An 18,028-nucleotide genomic window follows, 5' to 3' on the forward strand; every position below is an offset into this window, starting at 1 on the left:
AAAACAAATGAGCTATCAAGTATTGGCAAGAAAGTGGCGACCAAAAACCTTCAACGATGTTGTAGGGCAGCGCCATATTTTGACTGCACTTTCCAATGGCTTGAAAGAGAACCGCTTACATCATGCCTATTTATTTTCGGGAACTCGTGGTGTTGGAAAAACTTCAATAGCACGTTTGTTTGCCAAAGGCTTAAATTGTGTTAATGGCGTAACGGCTGAACCTTGCGGCGTGTGTGAACATTGTAAGGCGATTGAAGAAGGGAATTTCATTGATTTAATTGAAATTGATGCAGCTTCACGTACTAAAGTAGAAGATACGCGCGAGTTACTGGATAATGTGCAATATAAGCCAGTACAAGGGCGTTATAAAGTTTACTTGATTGATGAAGTACACATGTTATCGCGCCATTCTTTCAATGCATTGCTTAAAACGTTAGAAGAACCGCCAGAATATGTTAAGTTTTTACTTGCCACTACTGATCCACAAAAACTACCAATCACGATTTTATCACGTTGCATGCAGTTCCATCTAAAAGCTTTGGAGCAGCAGCAAATTGCACAACATTTAGAATTTATTCTGAAACAAGAGAATATTCCTTTTGACTTTCTGGCATTAGATAAGCTGGCTAAAGCTGCCCAGGGAAGTCTTCGTGACAGTTTAAGTTTAACGGATCAAGCGATTGCCATGAGTAATGGTAACATTACATTATCTATCGTGAATGAAATGCTAGGTTTATTAGATGATAATCAAGCGTTAGATATGATTCATGCTTTGCAGCAAGGGAATGGTGAAGCTGTCATGCAAGCAGTACAGGCTGTCGCAGAGAAAGGAGGGGATTGGGATGAATTATTACGTGATATGGCAGAAAATTTGCATAAGATTGCGATGCAGCAATTACTGCCTAGCCAACAAATTGATGATAGTAGCCAAATTGGTTTTTTAGCCAGCCATATTTCACCAGAAGATATACAATTCTTTTATCAAGTCATTTTAACTGGGCGTAAAGAATTAGTGCTAGCACCGAATCGCCGTATGGGTGTTGAAATGACATTGTTGCGTGCTTTAGCCTTTCACCCAAAGTTAGCGAGCGCCGATGTGAAGTCAACACATGCTTCCTCCGTAAATCCGATTGCACCAACGAATACAGCTGAAAGTTTAGCTGTAGCAACACAATCAGCTTATGTTGATATACCAGTGGTATCACAAAATATTAAAGCGCAATATAAAGGTAACGTGAAAGCATCTACTACAACAGATGTAAGTGCTAAGCCAATCACAACGCCATCTCATCAGCATGTTGAAGTCGATTCTGTGGGATATTCTGTGGCGTTAGAAGCATTAGCACAAATTGATAAATTAGATGAACTAAGCATTAATCCACACAAAAACGAAAAAAAAAACCTTAGTCAACCTCTTAGCGAGTTAACTTCTGTGCCTGCCACAGAAATGGCTGAAAATGAAAAAAAGCTGACTGCACTGCCAATCATTGAAATGAGAAAAGAAGTGGCAACTCAGCTGCAAAATACACAAATAACACCAGCTAAATCCTCATCTACTTTCCAACAAAAAGTCGCTGAATTAACTTCATCACATCACTTGGCGACTTCGACTCTTGATAATCTCAATGAAACTGATGAATTGGAACAAGAGGAACTGGAAGAAAATAACCTCGCTGAAACTTATCGTTGGGAGTGGCGTAACCCAGAATTAGCGAAGACACAAGAAGGCATGAAACCCTCTGACTTGAAGCAATCGTTAGAACAGGAGATTACCCCAGCACTGCGTGCCAAAGTGATTAAAATTGCACGCGAGCAAGATCATTGGACTGATCTTGCTGAATCGTTAAATATCAATAATTTAACTAAAGAATTAGCGCTGAATTGTATTTTGATTGAGCAAAAAGAAAATCAGATTGTGCTCGGTGTTAAAGCAGAAAAAGCCCATTTAAATACACCCGCTGCATTGCAAAATTTACAGCAAGCACTTACTCAATTTCAGCAGCAAGAGATCATTTTATCGATTGAAACCACAAACAATACACAGTTTAGTCCAACAGATTGGTATCGTCAGACTTATAAAGCATTACGTGAAAAAGCCAAACAAGATTTACAACAAGATGATAAGTTACAGCTTTTTTTAACAGAATTTAATGCTGAATTAGATCTTACAACAGTGAAACCTGTGTAATAAAGTGCGGTCAGTTTTTATTGCGTTTTGTTGCCCTCAATTATTGAGGGCATTTTTGTTAGTGTTTACGTTGGTTTTGTTTTTGTGGATTTAAATCAACATAACCACGTTTATGCATGATGCTTTCTTTGGCTTTTTTAATCATTTTCTCAATGGTAGATCCTTGCACTAAAATAGAAAAAGTGACCACTGCATAAGTCATGACAAGGAGTAAATCGCGAACATCCATGCCGATGTGTTCAATAAATAATATGCCTTTGGGTATTGATAATGCCATTGCAAGGGAGAGACCGCCACGTAAGCCACCCCAAGTGAGAATACGTAAAGTATAAGGATTATAGTGGCGGAATCGTTGCATGATTTGAAAAGGTATCCACACGCTGATATATCGACCAGCTAAGCAGATCGGAATGGCGAATAGCAATAAAATTAAACCTTGTGTTGTAAAATCAACTAATAATAGTGCAAGACCGATAAGCAAAAATAACAGAGAGTTTAAAAAGTGATCAATCATTTCCCAGAAATGATCGAGGTAAAGACGGCTTTGTTTAGAGAACCCTGTATGCCTTGTCCAATTACCAATGAGAATGCCTGATACGACCATTGCCAGTGCGCCAGAGACATGTAATAGATTGGCTAACATAAAACCTGCTGTTGGAATAGTTAATGTTAGTAGAATCTCTAAGCTGCCATCATCTGTTGCTGAAATCAGTAAATGCGCAATAAAGCCAATAACAAAGCCAAATAAGATACCACCGATTGTTTCTTGTAAAAATAGTTCAGCAATCCCACCTGCAGTTGGAGTATGATCACCAAAAGCCACTGCGAAAATCGTTGTAAAAATCACTAAGCCAACCCCATCATTGAATAACGATTCACCTTCCACTTGCATGGATAAACGCTTTGGCGCTTTTAAGTTCTTGATGATAGCCAATACTGCAATAGGGTCGGTGGGTGAAATTAAAGCACCGAATAAAATGCAATAGACTAGTTCAATTTGTAGTCCGATGACACTGGAAATTGTATAGAGAAGGAAGCCGATAATGAAAGTGGAAGTGAGTGTTGAGAGAAGGGCGAAAGTGGTGATTTCCCATTTTTGATTTTTTAAAACTGGCAGCTTAATTCCCAAGGCACCTGCAAATAATAAAAAACCTAGTATCCCGTTGAGTAAGAAGCTTTTGAAATCTATTTGCTCCATTACGTGAGTAGCAACCACATCAAGTTTAAACCAAGAGAGATGACCGAAGATAAGAAATAAGACAGAAACAATTATTGAAGTGGCGGTAATCGCAATCGTGTATTGGATTTTATCGTTGAGCTTGCGTGTTACAAAACCAATTAGGATGGAAATGGTGGATAAAAAACAGATATAGGTATAAATATTCATAGGATGCTTTCCAGAGGAGTAAATAAAAAGGCTAATTTCATTAAGAAATTAGCCCATTAAGTATAAGACAAAGTTTGTTTAATGAGAAAGCAGAAATTTGTATATGAATAAAATATTGTACAAATTAAGCGGCAGCAGTGATAACAATTTCAACTTTCCAGTCTGGTACGGCTAATTTTGCTTCTACAGTAGCACGTGTTGGCGGTGATTTAGTATCGACCCATTCATCCCAAGCGCGATTCATCTCATCATAATCACTCATATCTGCTAGATAAATTTGAGCACTAATGATACGGCTTTTATTCGCGCCTACTTCAGCGAGCAATTGATCAATTAAATCTAATATTTCTTTTGTTTGTTCATAGGCTGCTTCTTGTACCGTTTTTTCTGGTACTTGACCTGCTAAATAGATTACACCATTATAAATTGCCATTTCAGATAAACGTGATGTTGAGTGAAAACGTTGGATACTCACCATTTTTTTGCCCTCTTTTGATTGAATAACGAACAAATATCATATCTATTTTGTATCAAACTCGTTAAAATTACGCAACTTAATTTTAGTCTGGCGATTGAATAATGAAGTTACTAATTTCTAATCAACATGGTGCGATTGTGATGGCATTAATGCCATTTTTATATGGCATGCTTTCATCTCAGCCAATCTGGCAACATCTTTTCCTATTTTTAGCTTGGGCAGCACTGTATCTTATGACTTATCCTTTCCTGAATCTATTTAAAGGAAGAAATATGCCGATGAATATCAAATGGAGTTGGATTTATGGTAGTGCTAGTGCCTTGTTTGCATTACCTGCACTATGGTATAACTGGCATATTGTCTATTTTGTCATCGTGATGTTACCTCTCGTCGTGGTAAGTATTTACTATGTTAAACAAAAAGATGAACGTGCATTGTTAAATGATTTTGCCGGCATTACTATTTTCGCTATTGCAGGGATGGCAGCTTATTATTTTGCAGAACGTCGATTTGATATTCAAATTTGGTTCGTTGCACTTTATCCAAGTTTGTTCTTTATTGGTACAACGCTTTATGTCAAATCGGTTTTACGCGAACGTAAGAACCCACTTTATTTAAAAGCTTCCATTATTTTTCATTTGTTTTGTGTGTTGATGTTTTTACCTTTGCAACAATATTTGTTAGCATTAGCTTATTTACCACCATTGGTTCGTGCTATTTGGCTGCCACGCGTTAAGCTCAGTGTAAAGCAAGTTGGATTAGCTGAAATGGTGGTTTCTTTCGTCTTTTTTGTGATGTTATTAGTTGCGACACGATAAGGTTTAGCTATGAAAAAAACGCTTGTATTGAGTATACTTATGAATGCCTTTTTTGCACAGGCACAACCGTTGACAGAGGAACGGGTAGCTTCTGCTACACCAGTGGTATCAAGTGCGGTCGAAAATGAACAAATTTCGCAAGGGTTGAGTGATGATGAGCGTCAACAATTAATTTTGCAAGCGGCAGATAAACAAGATTGGAAAACGGCTTTTGAATTAATTTTACCTTTAGCGCAAAAGGGAGATTATCAAGCTCAAGCCAATTTAGGTATTTTATATGCCAGAGGACAAGGTGTTGCGCAAGATTTTGAAAAAGCTTATTGGTGGTTTAGTGAAGCGGCTGAAAAGGGAAGTATTAAAGCAATCAATAATCTGGCTGTCTTTTATTTACAAGGCAATAGTGTTAAGAAAGACATTCAGCATAGTATTAAGTTGTTTGAGAAAACCGCAAATTCAGGTTCACTAGATGCTATGATGGTACTTGGGCAAATTTATGAAAATGAATTAAAACAACTCGCTAATGCTTTTAAATGGTTTAAAAAAGCAGCGGAAGCGGGTAATCATGATGCGCAATACCGTGTGGCAATGATGTATGAAAAAGGGGAAGGTACCAAGAAAAATAAGAAACAAGCCGTGTATTGGTATCAAAAATTATCTAATCAACAAGGCGAACTTGCCGCTTTAGCGCAGCAACGTTTGTCCGTATTGCAATAAATTGTGAATGCAAAAGTAAAAATAGGCAGCTCAATAATGATCTGCCTATTTTTTATCTGAATAAAACAGTGGACATGCATTTCTAAATATAAAAGCAAAAATAAGCTTATTCTTCAATCAGTGTTTATAGCATGCATTTTATTTTAGCCAGCATGAATGAGTTATTGTTATTTAAAATAAGCGAATTATGCTTCACTATTTGGAAATAGAAACGGGTTTAATCCACTGCGTTGGAAACCTTTTTCTTCCATTTCGACATCCAAAAATAATGTTGCTAAATCATCAGCAACAGCTTCTACTTTGGGGTCGCGCTCTTGATAAAGTGCTTTCAGATAGCTATGACAATCTCCACAGCTTTCGGCTTTTACTGCCGCGACTTCGCTATCTAGTGACCAATAATCAAGTTTACCTGTTTGATCACAGTTAGTACATTTTGCACGTACCATATTCCACTCACTTTCACATAGGGCACAATGTAAATAGCGTAAGCCTTGTTCTGCGCCAAAGTGAATTACACTGGCAACGGGTGCAGATCCGCAAACAGGGCAGACATGTAGATTCTCGTTACTTTCTTTATGGCTAGAATGTGGGATTTGCTGGACCAATTGTAACCAGTAGAGTGAAAGTGCAGCCCAAATAAATACAGCTTTATCGCTGCTCACTCGGCTAAATTCTTGTGCGAGTAAGTGATCTGCTAATTGGTTTAGTTCTGTTGCAGACGCTTTTTCTAACCATTCAATCGTAGTCAGAATATTGTTATTGGCTTTAGGTTTTATCTCATTTAAAAGCGCTGTTAATAATGTTAACCAGACAGGATCTCGCTGCCAATGTTTAAAATGCAGCGGCTGTGTTGCCAATAATTCGGCTGAGATATTGTTTTCACTTAAGCGAGAATCTGGGGTGATTGGATGGTTTTTTAATACGGCGAGCTGTGCTTCAGAAACTAAACTAGCAAAGGTTAAATAGTCAGCTAAGGGATGCGCTTTGGCAAACGTAGTAAAGCGCTCTGCACGGCGTTGGTAGAGATTTTTCGGATTGGCGAATAGCAATGCTGGGGCGCTAAAAGAACTGGCAGCTTGTTTGATTTCTGATTCGGGTAAAATTCTGATACTCATCATTTTTCCTTGTTTAAGTAACAAATAAAGTGCGGTCGCTTTTTAGAAAATTTCTGAAAATTTGACCGCACTTTTATTGAGTTAGCATAGTTTATTTTTGGCTATGTTTCTCTTGTTCTTCTTTTTCTAATTGAGGTAAAACTTCTTCACGATACCAACGCGGGTGGTGTTTTTTCGCCCAGCGTACTGTAACCCAGCCTTCGACCATACCACGGATAGAACCTTTCACCCAGAATGCCATATAAATATGTACCATAATACCAGTGAAAAGTAAGAATGCGCTGGTAGAGTGGAATAAGATGGCAATACGAATCACTGGAATAGAGAAATTATGTGAAAAATATTGTCTCCACATAATAATTCCTGTGACAAGTAGAGTTAACATCGCAAGAATCAAGGTCCAGAATAACATTTTCTGACCAAGATTATATTTACCGTTGTCAGAAACAGCATGCTCATTGCCTTTTAGTACTTCATGAATATTTCTTAACCAAACCCAGTCGTTTTTCTCTGGGAAATTATGTCGCCAATAAATACGACATAAGTTAAGAAATGCAATGAACATAATAATTCCTGTAAATGGGTGCACAAAGCGCGCAAGTTGTGGCGTACCAAGAATCTCAGTTAACCACGCAAAATCAGGGAAGAAAAAAGCAAGTCCTGATAACCCAGTGACAAAGAAACAGATCACAAGTAACCAATGGCTTAGACGCGCAGGCAGTTTATGACGCACGATTTTACGATCGTTGCTGATCTTAATCTTACTCATGTTTGCCTCCATTATGTGCTTCGTCTTCATCATGTTCGTCAAATTCTTCTGTATTTGGACCCACTGCGATATAGTGAGCAATTTCGCTTAATACGATACCGCCCATTGCAACTGCCGCTACTGGTTTTAATACATCTTTCCAAAGTTTGACACTCAAGTCGATAGATGGATCTTTTGGTAAGCCAGAATAAAGTTCAGGTTTATCTGCATGATGTAGTACGTACATGACATGCGTACCACCCACACCTTCTGGATCATATAAGCCTGCATTTTCATAGCCGCGCGATTTCAAGTCTGCAATACGTTTTTCTGCGTAGTGCTTCATTTCTTCTTTACTACCAAAACGAATGGCACCCGTTGGACACGTTTTGACACAAGCAGGTTCTTGACCCACAGTCACACGGTCAACACATAAAGTGCATTTGTATACGCGATTATCTTCTGGATTCATGCGTGGTACATTGAATGGACAGCCTGCGATACAGTAACCACAGCCAATACATTTGTCTGATTGGAAATCAACAATACCATTAGCATATTGGATAATTGCGCCTGGCGCAGGACAAGCTTTTAAACAGCCAGGCTCACTACAGTGCATACAACCGTCTTTACGAATTAACCATTCAAGACGATCGTTTTCTTCCACCTCATTGAACTTCATCACAGTCCATGCTTTCGCGTTGAGATCGATTGGATTATCGTATACTCCCACGCATTTTTCTGGCTCGGCACGTAAATCATTCCATTCAGAACAGCCTACTTGACAAGCTTTACAACCAATACAAGTCGTGACGTCAATTAATTTAGCCACTTCAATTTGATGATCACGCGCCTGTGGTGCGGGTGTAAAGTTTGATGTCGCAGAGGCTTTGATTATATTTTGAGATTGTACAACACCCATCTTAAGCCCCCACTTTCTCAATATTAACTAACATACATTTTGACTCAGGTGTTTGCGTATTTGCATCACCAGTACGAACAGTTAAGTTGTTCGCAAAGAAGCCTTTTTTGCCTACACTTGAGAAGCCCCAGTGAATTGGGATACCTACAGTATGAATTGGTTTTCCATCAGACATTAATGTACGGATACGTTTAGTGACAACTGCAACGGCTTTGATATAGCCACGTTTTGAGCTGACTTTCACTGTATCACCATTGCTGATGCCTTTTTCTTTCGCAAGATCTTCACCAATTTCGACGAATTGCTCAGGTTGAGCGATAACGTTTAAAAGTGAGTTCTTCGTCCAGTAATGGAAATGTTCAGTTAAACGATAAGTGGTTCCAACGTAAGGGAAATCAGCTGAAGTACCTAAATCTTCCTTATCTGCTGGTAGAATACGTGCAACTGGACTTGAGACTACATTTGGATGCAGAGGATTAGTGCCAATTGGGCTTTCCATTGGTTCATAGTGCTCAGGGAAAGGACCATCAACCATACGTTCACGCACAAATAAACCACTTACGCCTTCTGGTTGCATAATAAATGGTAATGTCGAGCTATTCGGTGGTGCGGTACCAAAGTCAGCTACATCAATATAGTTCCAGTTTTTGCCATTCCATTTGACTAATGGACGTTTAGGGTTAAATGGATTACCTGCTAAATCAGCACTCGCACGGTTGTAAAGGATACGACGGTTTAATGGCCATGCAAATGCCCAACCTAATGTATTACCTAGGTTAGATGGATCAGAGTTATCACGGTTTGCCATTTGGTTCCCTTTCTCTGTCCATTGACCGGTATAGATCCAGCAGCCACCAGAAGTGCTGCCATCATCACGCATTTGTGCAAAGCTTGAAAGGAGTTGTCCTTTTTTCAAGATGAGATTGCCATTTGCATCAAATAAATCTTCTAATGCATAACCATTATTCTCTTTAGCCACTTCTTCTGCTTTTGGTTCAAGTGGATTTGCATAGTTCCAGCTCATGGCTTCTAATGGCTCAAGTGGTGCTTTTCCACCTTCTGTTTTATACAAATGGATTAACTCTGCACGAATTTCAGATAAAATTTCGCCATCAGTTTTAGCCTCACCCGGTGGTTCTGCACCCTTCCAATGCCATTGCAACCAACGACCAGAGTTTGCAATAGAACCATCTTCTTCCACGAAACAAGTTGTTGGTAAACGGAAGACTTCAGTTTGAATCTCTTCAGTTTTTACATCATTGTATTCACCATGGTTCATCCAAAATTCTGATGTATCAGTAATAAGCGGATCAAAAATCACTAAGTATTTTAATTTGCTTAATGCTTTAATGATCTTGCCTGAATTTGGATAAGAAGCGATAGGGTTGAAACCTTGGCAGAAATAACCATTCACACGACCTTGATACATTTCTTCAATGTAACGCATGTGATCCATTCCGCCTTTTGGCAGTTTTGGTAAATAATGGTAACCGAATTCATTTTCTTTAGTGCCTTTATCGGCATAGAATGTTTTTAGCATGCTGACCATGAACTTCGGTGTATTTTTCCAATAGTTCACCTGATCTTTCATCATCGTTTTTGGGGTAATACGATTTAAGAAAGCTTCTAGCGTAGCATCAGTTTCGGTTGGTAATGGAATATAAGCTGGTAGACGATTTGGGAATAAGCCTAAATCTGTAATACCTTGTACGTTTGAGTGACCACGCAATGCGTTTACACCGCCACCAGAAACACCAATATTACCTAATAGTAATTGGATCATTGCCATAGTACGAATATTTTGTGAACCAACAGTATGTTGAGTCCAGCCTAATGCGTACATAAACGTTGCCGCTTTATCTGGTGCACAAGTTTTCGCAATTTCTTCGCAGAAAATTTGGAAGTCTTTTTGTTTTGTACCTGTAATACGTTCAACCATTTCTGGTGTATAACGGGAAACGTGCTGTTTTAACATGTTGATCACACAGCGTGGATCTTGCATACTCATGTCACGTTTAGGTTCACCATTTTCATCAAACTGGTATGCCCAAGTTGAACGATCATATTTACGGGTTTCTGAATCATAGCCAGAGAATAAGCCATCTTCAAATTTGAAATTCTCATTTACTAAGAATGTCGCATTAGTATAGTGTTTGACATATTCGTGTTGAATTTTGTCATGATTTAATAAGTAACGAATAACACCTGATAAGAAGGCAATATCGGTACCTGGACGTAGTGGCATATAAATATCGGCGACAGCGGCTGTACGGTTAAAACGTGGATCAACCACCATTAACTTCGCGCCGTTTTGTTTTTTCGCTTCAATTGCCCAACGGAATCCCACAGGGTGAGCTTCTGCGGCGTTACCACCCATTACAATAACAAGATCGGCATTTTTTATATCAACCCAGTGATTTGTCATCGCACCGCGACCAAATGATGGAGCAAGACTTGCTACCGTTGGTCCGTGTCAGATACTTGCTTGGTTATCGGTAAAAATCATACCGAGAGAACGTACAAATTTTTGAGTGAGGATACCTGTTTCATTGCTACATGCAGAACCCGCTAAGAAACCTGCTGTCATCCAGCGGTTAACTTCAACGCCTGCTTCATTATGCGTAATAAAGTTTTCGTCGCGGTCAGTTTTGATGTGTCGTGCGATACGTTCGATCGCCTCGTGCCAAGAAATACGTTTCCACTCTTTTGAGCCTGCTTCACGTACTTCTGGATAAAGAACTCGGCGTTCACTGTTTACATAATCCAATGCGCCTGCACCTTTAGGACAGAGTGCACCACGGCTAACTGGATGATCAGGGTCACCTTCAATATGGAATAATTTGCCTTTAGCATTTTTTGAACCGTCGCCTAGGCTATAAAGCAACATACCGCAGCCAACGGCACAGTAAGTACAGGTATTACGTGTTTCTTTAGCACGTAATAATTTGTAATTGCGAGGTGCTGCTAATGCTTCTGTCGGTGCAAAGCCCAACATTGCCGCAGATGTACCCGCCATTCCCCCTGCACAGATCTTGAAGAACTTTCTTCTACTGACCTGCATAGATAATACTCCTTAGCGTGACAAAACAAGTTTGTTCGCATGTGATAGTAGTAAATTCGTTAAATAAATCGTTAAATATTTTTGGGCTTGTTTTTCACTTGTTAAAATTGTATTACAATCTTGCCAAGTTTTGAATTGTTGGTATATCTCATACAAGTACGTAAATACCTACAATTTAAGCACCTTTTAGGATACTGATTTTTTAATGGTAAATCTATAACCCATAACCATTAATAAGGAAAAATATTTTGACTTGGATCACAAAAGTAAAAGTTAGTTTTTTTAATAAATTAACAAAAAACCAACAAATAAAAAACAAAACAATAACTTATGCGTTAAAAGAAGAAAATCTTGCTACAGAGACTCCTGTTGCTTTAGTTTATAACGGAATTTCCCATACAGTAATGATGTGTTCACCACAAAATTTGGCTGACTTCGCCTTAGGCTTTTCTTTGGCTGAAGGAATTATTGATAAAGTGAGTGATATTTATGGCATTGATGTTATTAGGGTATGCCATGGGATTGAAGTGCAAATTGAGCTAGCAACCCGTTGTTTTGTGCGTTTAAAAGAACAACGTCGTACTTTAGCAGGGCGTACTGGTTGTGGGATTTGTGGTACTGAACAATTGCAACAAGTACATAAAAATTTGCCAAAATTAGACCGCACTTTACAGTTTGATTTAAATAAATTAGAAGATTGTCTTAACCAATTACAACAAGCGCAAGAATTAGGCAAACAAACAGGATCAACTCACGCCGCAGGCTTTTTTGATATTGCAGGTCATTTATTAGCAATTCGTGAAGATGTTGGACGCCATGTGGCTTTAGATAAGTTATTAGGTTGGTATGCTAAACAAGGTAAACCAACAGGTTTTGTTGTCGTGACCAGTCGTGCTAGTTATGAAATGGTACAAAAAACAGCGGTATGTGGTGTTGAGATGTTAATTGCAATTTCGGCGGGTACAGAGTTGGCTGTGAGTATGGCAGAACAATGTGGATTGACATTAGTTGGTTTTGCTCGAGAAGGTCGCGCCACAATATATGCAGGAAAAGAGCGGTTGTTTTTTTAAGAATTTTCTCTATAATTTTACTGTATAAAAAGACAGTTTGATGACATACTCAACATTGGGGCAGCGCATAGTGTCTGCCCTGATTTATTCCATTTAGTTACTGGTATGATGTAAATGGAATAGTAAAATGAAAAATGAAGGTAAAGAGCAGCATGGATATTTCAGAATTATTGGATGGGTTAAACGATAAACAACGTGAAGCAGTGGCTGCACCTTTAGGTAATTACCTCGTTTTAGCTGGGGCAGGTAGTGGAAAAACGCGTGTATTAACTCATCGTATTGCTTGGTTGATTGCAGTCGAAACTATTTCTGAAGGCAGTATTATGGCAGTAACCTTTACCAATAAAGCTGCTGCTGAAATGCGTCAACGTATTGAAAAGACCTTAGCTCAACATGCGGCAAAACGTTTATTTGGTATGTGGGTAGGAACTTTCCATAGTATTGCACATCGTTTACTACGCGCTCACCACCTTGATGCCAACCTTCCACAAGATTTCCAAATTCTCGATTCTGATGATCAACTTCGTTTAGTTAAACGCTTACTTAAATTACACAATTTTGATGAGAAAATTTTTATTCCCAAACAAGTCTGTTGGTATATTAATAATAAGAAAGATGAAGGGTTACGCGCGTATCAAATTGATGATAACAACGATCGTCATGAACGTGAGTGGATTAAGATTTATCAAATTTATCAGGATACTTGTGATCGTGCAGGTTTAGTGGATTTTGCAGAGTTGTTGTTACGCGCTTATGAACTGTGGCTGAAAAAACCAGTTATCCTACAACGCTACCAACAACGTTTCCAGCATATCTTAGTCGACGAGTTTCAAGATACGAATAAAATTCAATATGCTTGGGTCAGATTGTTAGCTGGTGAGCAAGGTAAAGTGATGATTGTGGGGGATGATGATCAATCCATCTATGGTTGGCGTGGTGCAAAAATTGAAAATATTCAACGCTTTTTAGAGGATTTCCCTCAAGCACAAACAATTCGTCTTGAACAAAATTACCGCTCTACGGGTAATATTTTACAAAGCGCTAATCAGCTTATTGCAAATAATAGCAACCGATTAGGTAAGAATTTATGGACAGAAGGAGAGCTGGGCGATCCTGTAGGGATCTATGCTGCATTTAATGAACTGGATGAAGCCTTATTTGTTGCGGCACAAGTAAAACAGTGGTTGGAGCAAGGGGGCAAGTTGAATGACTGTGCGATCTTGTATCGTAGTAATAGTCAATCACGAGTTATCGAAGAAGCGTTGATTCGTGCACAAATCCCGTACCGTATTTATGGCGGAATGCGCTTCTTTGAGCGCCAGGAAATTAAAGATGCATTAGCTTATTTACGTTTAATTGCCAATCGTCAGGATGATGCAGCTTTTGAGCGAGTAATCAATACGCCAGCACGTGGGATTGGAGATCGAACCTTGGATATTTTACGTCGCTTAACTCGTGAACGTGCGGTGACGTTATGGCAAGCTACTTGCTTAGCGATTGATGAGAACTTACTGACTGGGCGGGCAGCCACTTCGTTACAGCGTTTTATCGAGTTAATTAACTCATTACACCAAGACAGTGCCGAAATGCCATTATTTGCCCAAACTGATTTTGTCATCAAACATTCTGGTTTATATGAAATGTATAAACAAGAAAAGGGCGAAAAAGGCGAAGTGCGGATTGAAAACTTAGAAGAATTAGTAACTGCAACTAAAGAGTTTATTAAGCCTGATGAAGCGGAGGAGCTTTCTGATTTAACTGCATTCTTAACACATGCCTCATTAGAAGCGGGTGAAGAACAAGCTGCACCACATCAAGAGTATGTCGAAATGATGACGCTACATTCTGCGAAAGGTCTAGAATTTCCACGTGTGTTTATGGTTGGTGTTGAAGAAGGTTTATTTCCAAGCTTCCGTTCTTTTGAAGAGCCAGGACGTTTAGAAGAAGAACGCCGATTAGCTTATGTAGGGATTACTCGAGCTAAGCAGAAACTGACGATTTGTTACGCGGAAAGTCGTCGTTTATATGCTAAAGAAGAACGTCATTTGCCTTCACGTTTTATCGCTGAATTACCATCAGAATGTATTCAAGAGGTACGTTTACGTGGTACAGTCACGCGCGCGATGAATCAACAAAAAGTGGGATCTGTTGCGCCAACTCTGAACGAGAGTGAATGGAAAATGGGGCAAAAAGTATTACATGCGAAATTTGGACAAGGTACAATCATTAATGTTGAAGGTGCTGATAACAACACACGTTTACAAATTGCTTTTCAAAATCAAGGGATTAAATGGCTTATCGCACATTTGGCAAAATTAGAAAAGCTACGTTAATATAGCCCAAACATAGCGTTTAATTTTGTCAGAATAGATTGCACTTTAACTGTTTAAGTGCGGTCTGTTTTTAGAAAATTTGTGCTGAATTGATGTGTTGACTTCGTGTTTTACTCCCAATTCTTACTTAAATAAAAAAAAGAATTAGTATATGATATAGGCTAATTTTGATTCTAATAAAAAACCAACTCTTATGGCAAAAAAGACCTCCCAGACTTCAACTAAACCACTTGAACAAGGCATTGTGCCGCCTCATTCCTTAGAGGCGGAACAGTCTGTTTTAGGGGGCATTCTTATTCATCCTGCACATTGGGATAGCATTAGTGATATGTTAATTCCTGATGATTTTTATTTAGCCGCTCATCGTGTCATTTTTCAAGAGATGGAAAACTTGGTACGCCAAGGTAAACCAATTGATTTAATTAATATTTATGAATTTCTGAAAGAGAAAAATTTAAGTGAAGATGTCGGTGGATTTGCTTATTTAGCTGAGCTTTCGAAAAATACACCAAGTGTTTCTAATATTGTTTCTTATGCAGCGATTGTACGTGATCGTGCGATCTTACGTGATTTAATCAGTGTGAGTAATGATGTGGCACAAAGTTGTTACAGCACTAAAGGTATGGAAGTAAAAGATATTTTAGATGAGGCAGAACGAAAAGTATTTGCGATTTCTGAAAAAAGGACGACTTCAAATGATGGTCCACAAAATATCTGCGCTATTCTTGAAAAGACTATTGATCGTATTGAGTTATTAAGTAAAGCGGAAGGGCATAACGGTATCACTGGGGTCAGTACGGGCTTTGATGCGCTTGATAAAAAAACAGCGGGCTTACAGCCTTCAGATTTGATTATTGTTGCTGCGCGTCCATCAATGGGGAAAACCACTTTTGCGATGAATCTGTGTGAAAATGCGGCATTGAAAAGTGAGAAACCTGTGCTTGTATTCAGTTTAGAGATGCCAGCAGAACAGATTATGATGCGTTCATTAGCTTCTTTATCGCGTGTGGATCAAACAAAAATTCGTACTGGGCAGGGGTTAGATCAAAGCGACTGGTCAAAAATTGGTAGTACAATGGGACTTTTTGCAAATAAACCAAATTTATATATTGATGATTCTTCTGGTTTAACACCGACAGAATTGCGTTCAAGAGCAAGACGCGTATATCGGGAAAATGGTGGGTTAAGCCTAATTATGGTGGACTATTTACAATTAATGCGTGCGCCAGGGTTTGCCGATAACCGTACTTTAGAAATTGCAGAAATTTCTCGTTCTTTAAAAGCACTGGCAAAAGAATTGGAAGTGCCGGTCATTGCATTGTCACAGCTTAACCGTACGTTAGAAAATCGCGCAGATAAACGTCCTGTCAATTCAGATTTACGTGAGTCTGGCTCTATTGAGCAAGATGCTGACTTGATCATGTTTATTTATCGTGATGAAGTGTATAACGAAAACTCCGAAGATAAAGGAGTAGCAGAGATTATTATTGGTAAACAGCGTAACGGTCCAATTGGACGTGTCAGACTTGCCTTTAGAGGACAATATTCTCGCTTTGATAATTTAGCTGAACAACGAGATATGAGAGACGATTATTAATGAATATGAAACCTGCAACAGCCAAAATTAGTTCTGTTGCGCTAAAACATAATATCCAAACTATTAAGCAGAAAGCACCAAACAGTAAAATTATTGCAGTCGTCAAAGCAAATGCTTATGGGCACGGAGTCGTGTTTGTATCATCCGCCGTAGAAGACATGGTTGATTGCTTTGGTGTTGCTCGTTTAGAAGAAGCCTTAAGTTTACGCTCAAATGGGATTACGAAACCTATTTTGTTACTTGAAGGCTTTTTTTGTGATAAAGATTTGCCTGTTATTGCGATCAATAATATTCAAACCGTTGTACATAATGTGGAGCAATTACGGGCATTGCAAGCAGCAAGAGTGCCAACACCAATTAAAGTCTGGCTTAAAATTGATACGGGCATGCACCGTTTAGGCGTAGATTTAGATCAAGTTAATGACTTTTATCACACACTTAAAAGCTCACCTAATGTCGATCCTGATATTTGTTTTATTAGCCATTTTAGTCGTGCAGATGAGTTAGACTGTGATTATACGTCGATGCAATTAAGTCGTTTCTTGCATTGTACAAAAGATAAAAATGGACAGCGCAGTATTGCTGCTTCAGGCGGCATTTTGTTTTGGTCAGAATCGCATTTAGATTGGATTCGACCAGGCATTATTATGTATGGCATTTCACCAGTCAACATCCCTGCACAAGAATATGATCTTACACCAGTTATGACGTTAACCTCCTCGTTAATTGCTATTAAAAATCATAAAGAAGGTGAACCTGTTGGTTATGGTGGAGTATGGGTGAGCGATAAAGAAACTAAAATTGGTGTGGTCGCGATTGGTTATGGTGATGGCTATCCTCGAGATGTGCCGACAGGAGCGCCTGTGTATTTAAATGGTCGCCGTGTACCAATAGTAGGTAAGGTATCTATGGATATGCTGACGGTAGATTTAGGTCAAGAAAGCCAAGATAGTGTCGGTGATGAAGTAATTTTATGGGGTAAAGAGCTTCCCATTGAAGAAATTGCCAAAATTAGTGGCGTAATCAGCTATGAACTTATTACAAAGTTAACGCCACGTGTATTAACAGAATATGTGGATTAATAGTAGATAAAGAAAGTGCGGTCAGTTTTACCGCACTTTTTAGTGTAATTAATGTTGTTCAACGCATTGATTATCATAACTTAATTAAAATTAGAATGTTTAAAAAAGTATTCTAAAATTTTTTTGATAACATGAAATGTTTAAAGAAGGCAAAGTTTTACTTCATATATTGTTAAGGAGAAAAAATGAATCTATCCCAACAGAAACGAGAGAAAATGCTCGCTTTTTTGGCAGAGTTAAAAGCAGCACACAATGATGATGTTCACCTTCAAGCATTTAATGAAATTGAAAATGCTTTAGTTAGCAAGAAATATGGTTTAGTTTGGGAAGAACATAGTGAAAATGTTGAGGAAATGCTCAAAAAGCATATTCCAGTATTGACAGAGTTAAAAGACCGCCAGATAATCGCTGGCGAACAGCGAGCGAACAGCGAGCGAACAGCGAGCGAACAGCGAGCGAACAGCGAGCGAACAGCGAGCGAACAGCGAGCGAACAGCGAGCGAACAGCGAGCGAA

14 protein-coding genes are annotated in these 18,028 nt (G+C 38.8%); 8 read left to right on the forward strand and 6 right to left on the reverse strand.

The genetic code is table 11. The annotated features are described in order from the left end of the window. Nucleotides 1-7: 7 nt before the first annotated feature. Nucleotides 8-2,188, forward strand: coding sequence for a DNA polymerase III subunit gamma/tau (gene dnaX, locus ACFSAV_RS06160; protein ID WP_379097466.1), 2,181 nt, complete (start codon nucleotides 8-10; stop codon nucleotides 2,186-2,188). Nucleotides 2,189-2,246: 58 nt separating this feature from the next. Here dnaX and ACFSAV_RS06165 read toward each other — a convergent pair whose 3' ends face one another. Together ACFSAV_RS06165 and ACFSAV_RS06170 are read right to left on the reverse strand one after the other, a co-directional pair. Continuing rightward, nucleotides 2,247-3,575 (reverse strand): cation:proton antiporter, encoded by a 1,329-nt coding sequence (locus tag ACFSAV_RS06165; RefSeq protein WP_379097469.1) that lies wholly within the window; start codon nucleotides 3,573-3,575, stop codon nucleotides 2,247-2,249. Between the two features lie 124 nt (nucleotides 3,576-3,699). Then, nucleotides 3,700-4,053: a RidA family protein gene (locus ACFSAV_RS06170; RefSeq protein WP_101775832.1), complete on the reverse strand. Its 354-nt coding sequence runs from the start codon at nucleotides 4,051-4,053 to the stop codon at nucleotides 3,700-3,702. A 101-nt stretch (nucleotides 4,054-4,154) separates the two neighbouring features. Here ACFSAV_RS06170 and ACFSAV_RS06175 point away from each other — a divergent pair, with 101 nt between their 5' ends. Next, complete coding sequence (locus ACFSAV_RS06175) at nucleotides 4,155-4,871, forward strand: YwiC-like family protein (protein WP_101775833.1); 717 nt, start codon at nucleotides 4,155-4,157, stop codon at nucleotides 4,869-4,871. Nucleotides 4,872-4,880: 9 nt separating this feature from the next. Then, nucleotides 4,881-5,585, forward strand: a complete 705-nt coding sequence (locus ACFSAV_RS06180) for a tetratricopeptide repeat protein (protein ID WP_101775834.1) — start codon at nucleotides 4,881-4,883, stop codon at nucleotides 5,583-5,585. 185 nt (nucleotides 5,586-5,770) lie between these two features. On the opposite strand, the gene fdhE is transcribed toward ACFSAV_RS06180, so the two are convergent. From fdhE to fdnG, 4 genes are all read right to left on the reverse strand, one after another. Next, nucleotides 5,771-6,700, reverse strand: a complete 930-nt coding sequence (fdhE, locus tag ACFSAV_RS06185; RefSeq protein ID WP_379097474.1) for a formate dehydrogenase accessory protein FdhE — start codon at nucleotides 6,698-6,700, stop codon at nucleotides 5,771-5,773. 91 nt (nucleotides 6,701-6,791) lie between these two features. Continuing rightward, entirely contained in the window at nucleotides 6,792-7,469 is a 678-nt protein-coding gene (locus ACFSAV_RS06190) for a formate dehydrogenase subunit gamma (protein WP_101775836.1), read from the reverse strand. Beyond that, nucleotides 7,462-8,370, reverse strand: a complete 909-nt coding sequence (fdxH, locus tag ACFSAV_RS06195; RefSeq protein ID WP_101775837.1) for a formate dehydrogenase subunit beta — start codon at nucleotides 8,368-8,370, stop codon at nucleotides 7,462-7,464. Before fdxH ends, ACFSAV_RS06190 begins: the two co-directional genes overlap by 8 nt. 1 nt (nucleotide 8,371) lies before the next feature. Then, nucleotides 8,372-11,431, reverse strand: coding sequence for a formate dehydrogenase-N subunit alpha (fdnG, locus tag ACFSAV_RS06200; protein ID WP_379097479.1), 3,060 nt, complete (start codon nucleotides 11,429-11,431; stop codon nucleotides 8,372-8,374). 248 nt (nucleotides 11,432-11,679) lie between these two features. Between fdnG and fdhD the strand changes: the two genes are divergently transcribed. The 5 genes from fdhD to ACFSAV_RS06225 all read left to right on the forward strand — a co-directional run. Continuing rightward, entirely contained in the window at nucleotides 11,680-12,501 is an 822-nt protein-coding gene (fdhD, locus tag ACFSAV_RS06205; RefSeq protein WP_101775840.1) for a formate dehydrogenase accessory sulfurtransferase FdhD, read from the forward strand. A gap of 152 nt (nucleotides 12,502-12,653) precedes the next feature. Continuing rightward, the gene (uvrD, locus tag ACFSAV_RS06210) at nucleotides 12,654-14,834 is read left to right on the forward strand and encodes a DNA helicase II (RefSeq protein ID WP_379097483.1); all 2,181 of its coding nucleotides are present in this window, start codon (nucleotides 12,654-12,656) and stop codon (nucleotides 14,832-14,834) included. Nucleotides 14,835-15,027: 193 nt separating this feature from the next. Further along, the gene (locus ACFSAV_RS06215; protein ID WP_379097486.1) at nucleotides 15,028-16,431 is read left to right on the forward strand and encodes a replicative DNA helicase; all 1,404 of its coding nucleotides are present in this window, start codon (nucleotides 15,028-15,030) and stop codon (nucleotides 16,429-16,431) included. Between the two features lie 5 nt (nucleotides 16,432-16,436). Beyond that, nucleotides 16,437-17,513, forward strand: coding sequence for an alanine racemase (alr, locus tag ACFSAV_RS06220; RefSeq protein WP_379097604.1), 1,077 nt, complete (start codon nucleotides 16,437-16,439; stop codon nucleotides 17,511-17,513). A gap of 185 nt (nucleotides 17,514-17,698) precedes the next feature. Then, nucleotides 17,699-18,028, forward strand: a 330-nt coding sequence (locus ACFSAV_RS06225) for a hypothetical protein (RefSeq protein WP_379097489.1), incomplete at its 3' end; no start/stop codon positions are given.

Origin of the sequence: Pasteurella oralis (assembly GCF_042681465.1) — a bacterium.
Taxonomy (GTDB): Bacteria; Pseudomonadota; Gammaproteobacteria; order Enterobacterales; family Pasteurellaceae; genus Pasteurella; species Pasteurella oralis.

Excerpts from the sequence above, each read along its gene's own strand:
- dnaX (WP_379097466.1), top strand. The coding sequence starts at position 8 with ATGAGCTATCAAGTATTGGCAAGAAAGTGGCGACCAAAAACCTTCAAC.
- ACFSAV_RS06165 (WP_379097469.1), bottom strand. The coding sequence starts at position 3,575 with ATGAATATTTATACCTATATCTGTTTTTTATCCACCATTTCCATCCTA.
- ACFSAV_RS06170 (WP_101775832.1), bottom strand. The coding sequence starts at position 4,053 with ATGGTGAGTATCCAACGTTTTCACTCAACATCACGTTTATCTGAAATG.
- ACFSAV_RS06175 (WP_101775833.1), top strand. The coding sequence starts at position 4,155 with ATGAAGTTACTAATTTCTAATCAACATGGTGCGATTGTGATGGCATTA.
- ACFSAV_RS06180 (WP_101775834.1), top strand. The coding sequence starts at position 4,881 with ATGAAAAAAACGCTTGTATTGAGTATACTTATGAATGCCTTTTTTGCA.
- fdhE (WP_379097474.1), bottom strand. The coding sequence starts at position 6,700 with ATGAGTATCAGAATTTTACCCGAATCAGAAATCAAACAAGCTGCCAGT.
- ACFSAV_RS06190 (WP_101775836.1), bottom strand. The coding sequence starts at position 7,469 with ATGAGTAAGATTAAGATCAGCAACGATCGTAAAATCGTGCGTCATAAA.
- fdxH (WP_101775837.1), bottom strand. The coding sequence starts at position 8,370 with ATGGGTGTTGTACAATCTCAAAATATAATCAAAGCCTCTGCGACATCA.
- uvrD (WP_379097483.1), top strand. The coding sequence starts at position 12,654 with ATGGATATTTCAGAATTATTGGATGGGTTAAACGATAAACAACGTGAA.
- ACFSAV_RS06215 (WP_379097486.1), top strand. The coding sequence starts at position 15,028 with ATGGCAAAAAAGACCTCCCAGACTTCAACTAAACCACTTGAACAAGGC.
- alr (WP_379097604.1), top strand. The coding sequence starts at position 16,437 with ATGAAACCTGCAACAGCCAAAATTAGTTCTGTTGCGCTAAAACATAAT.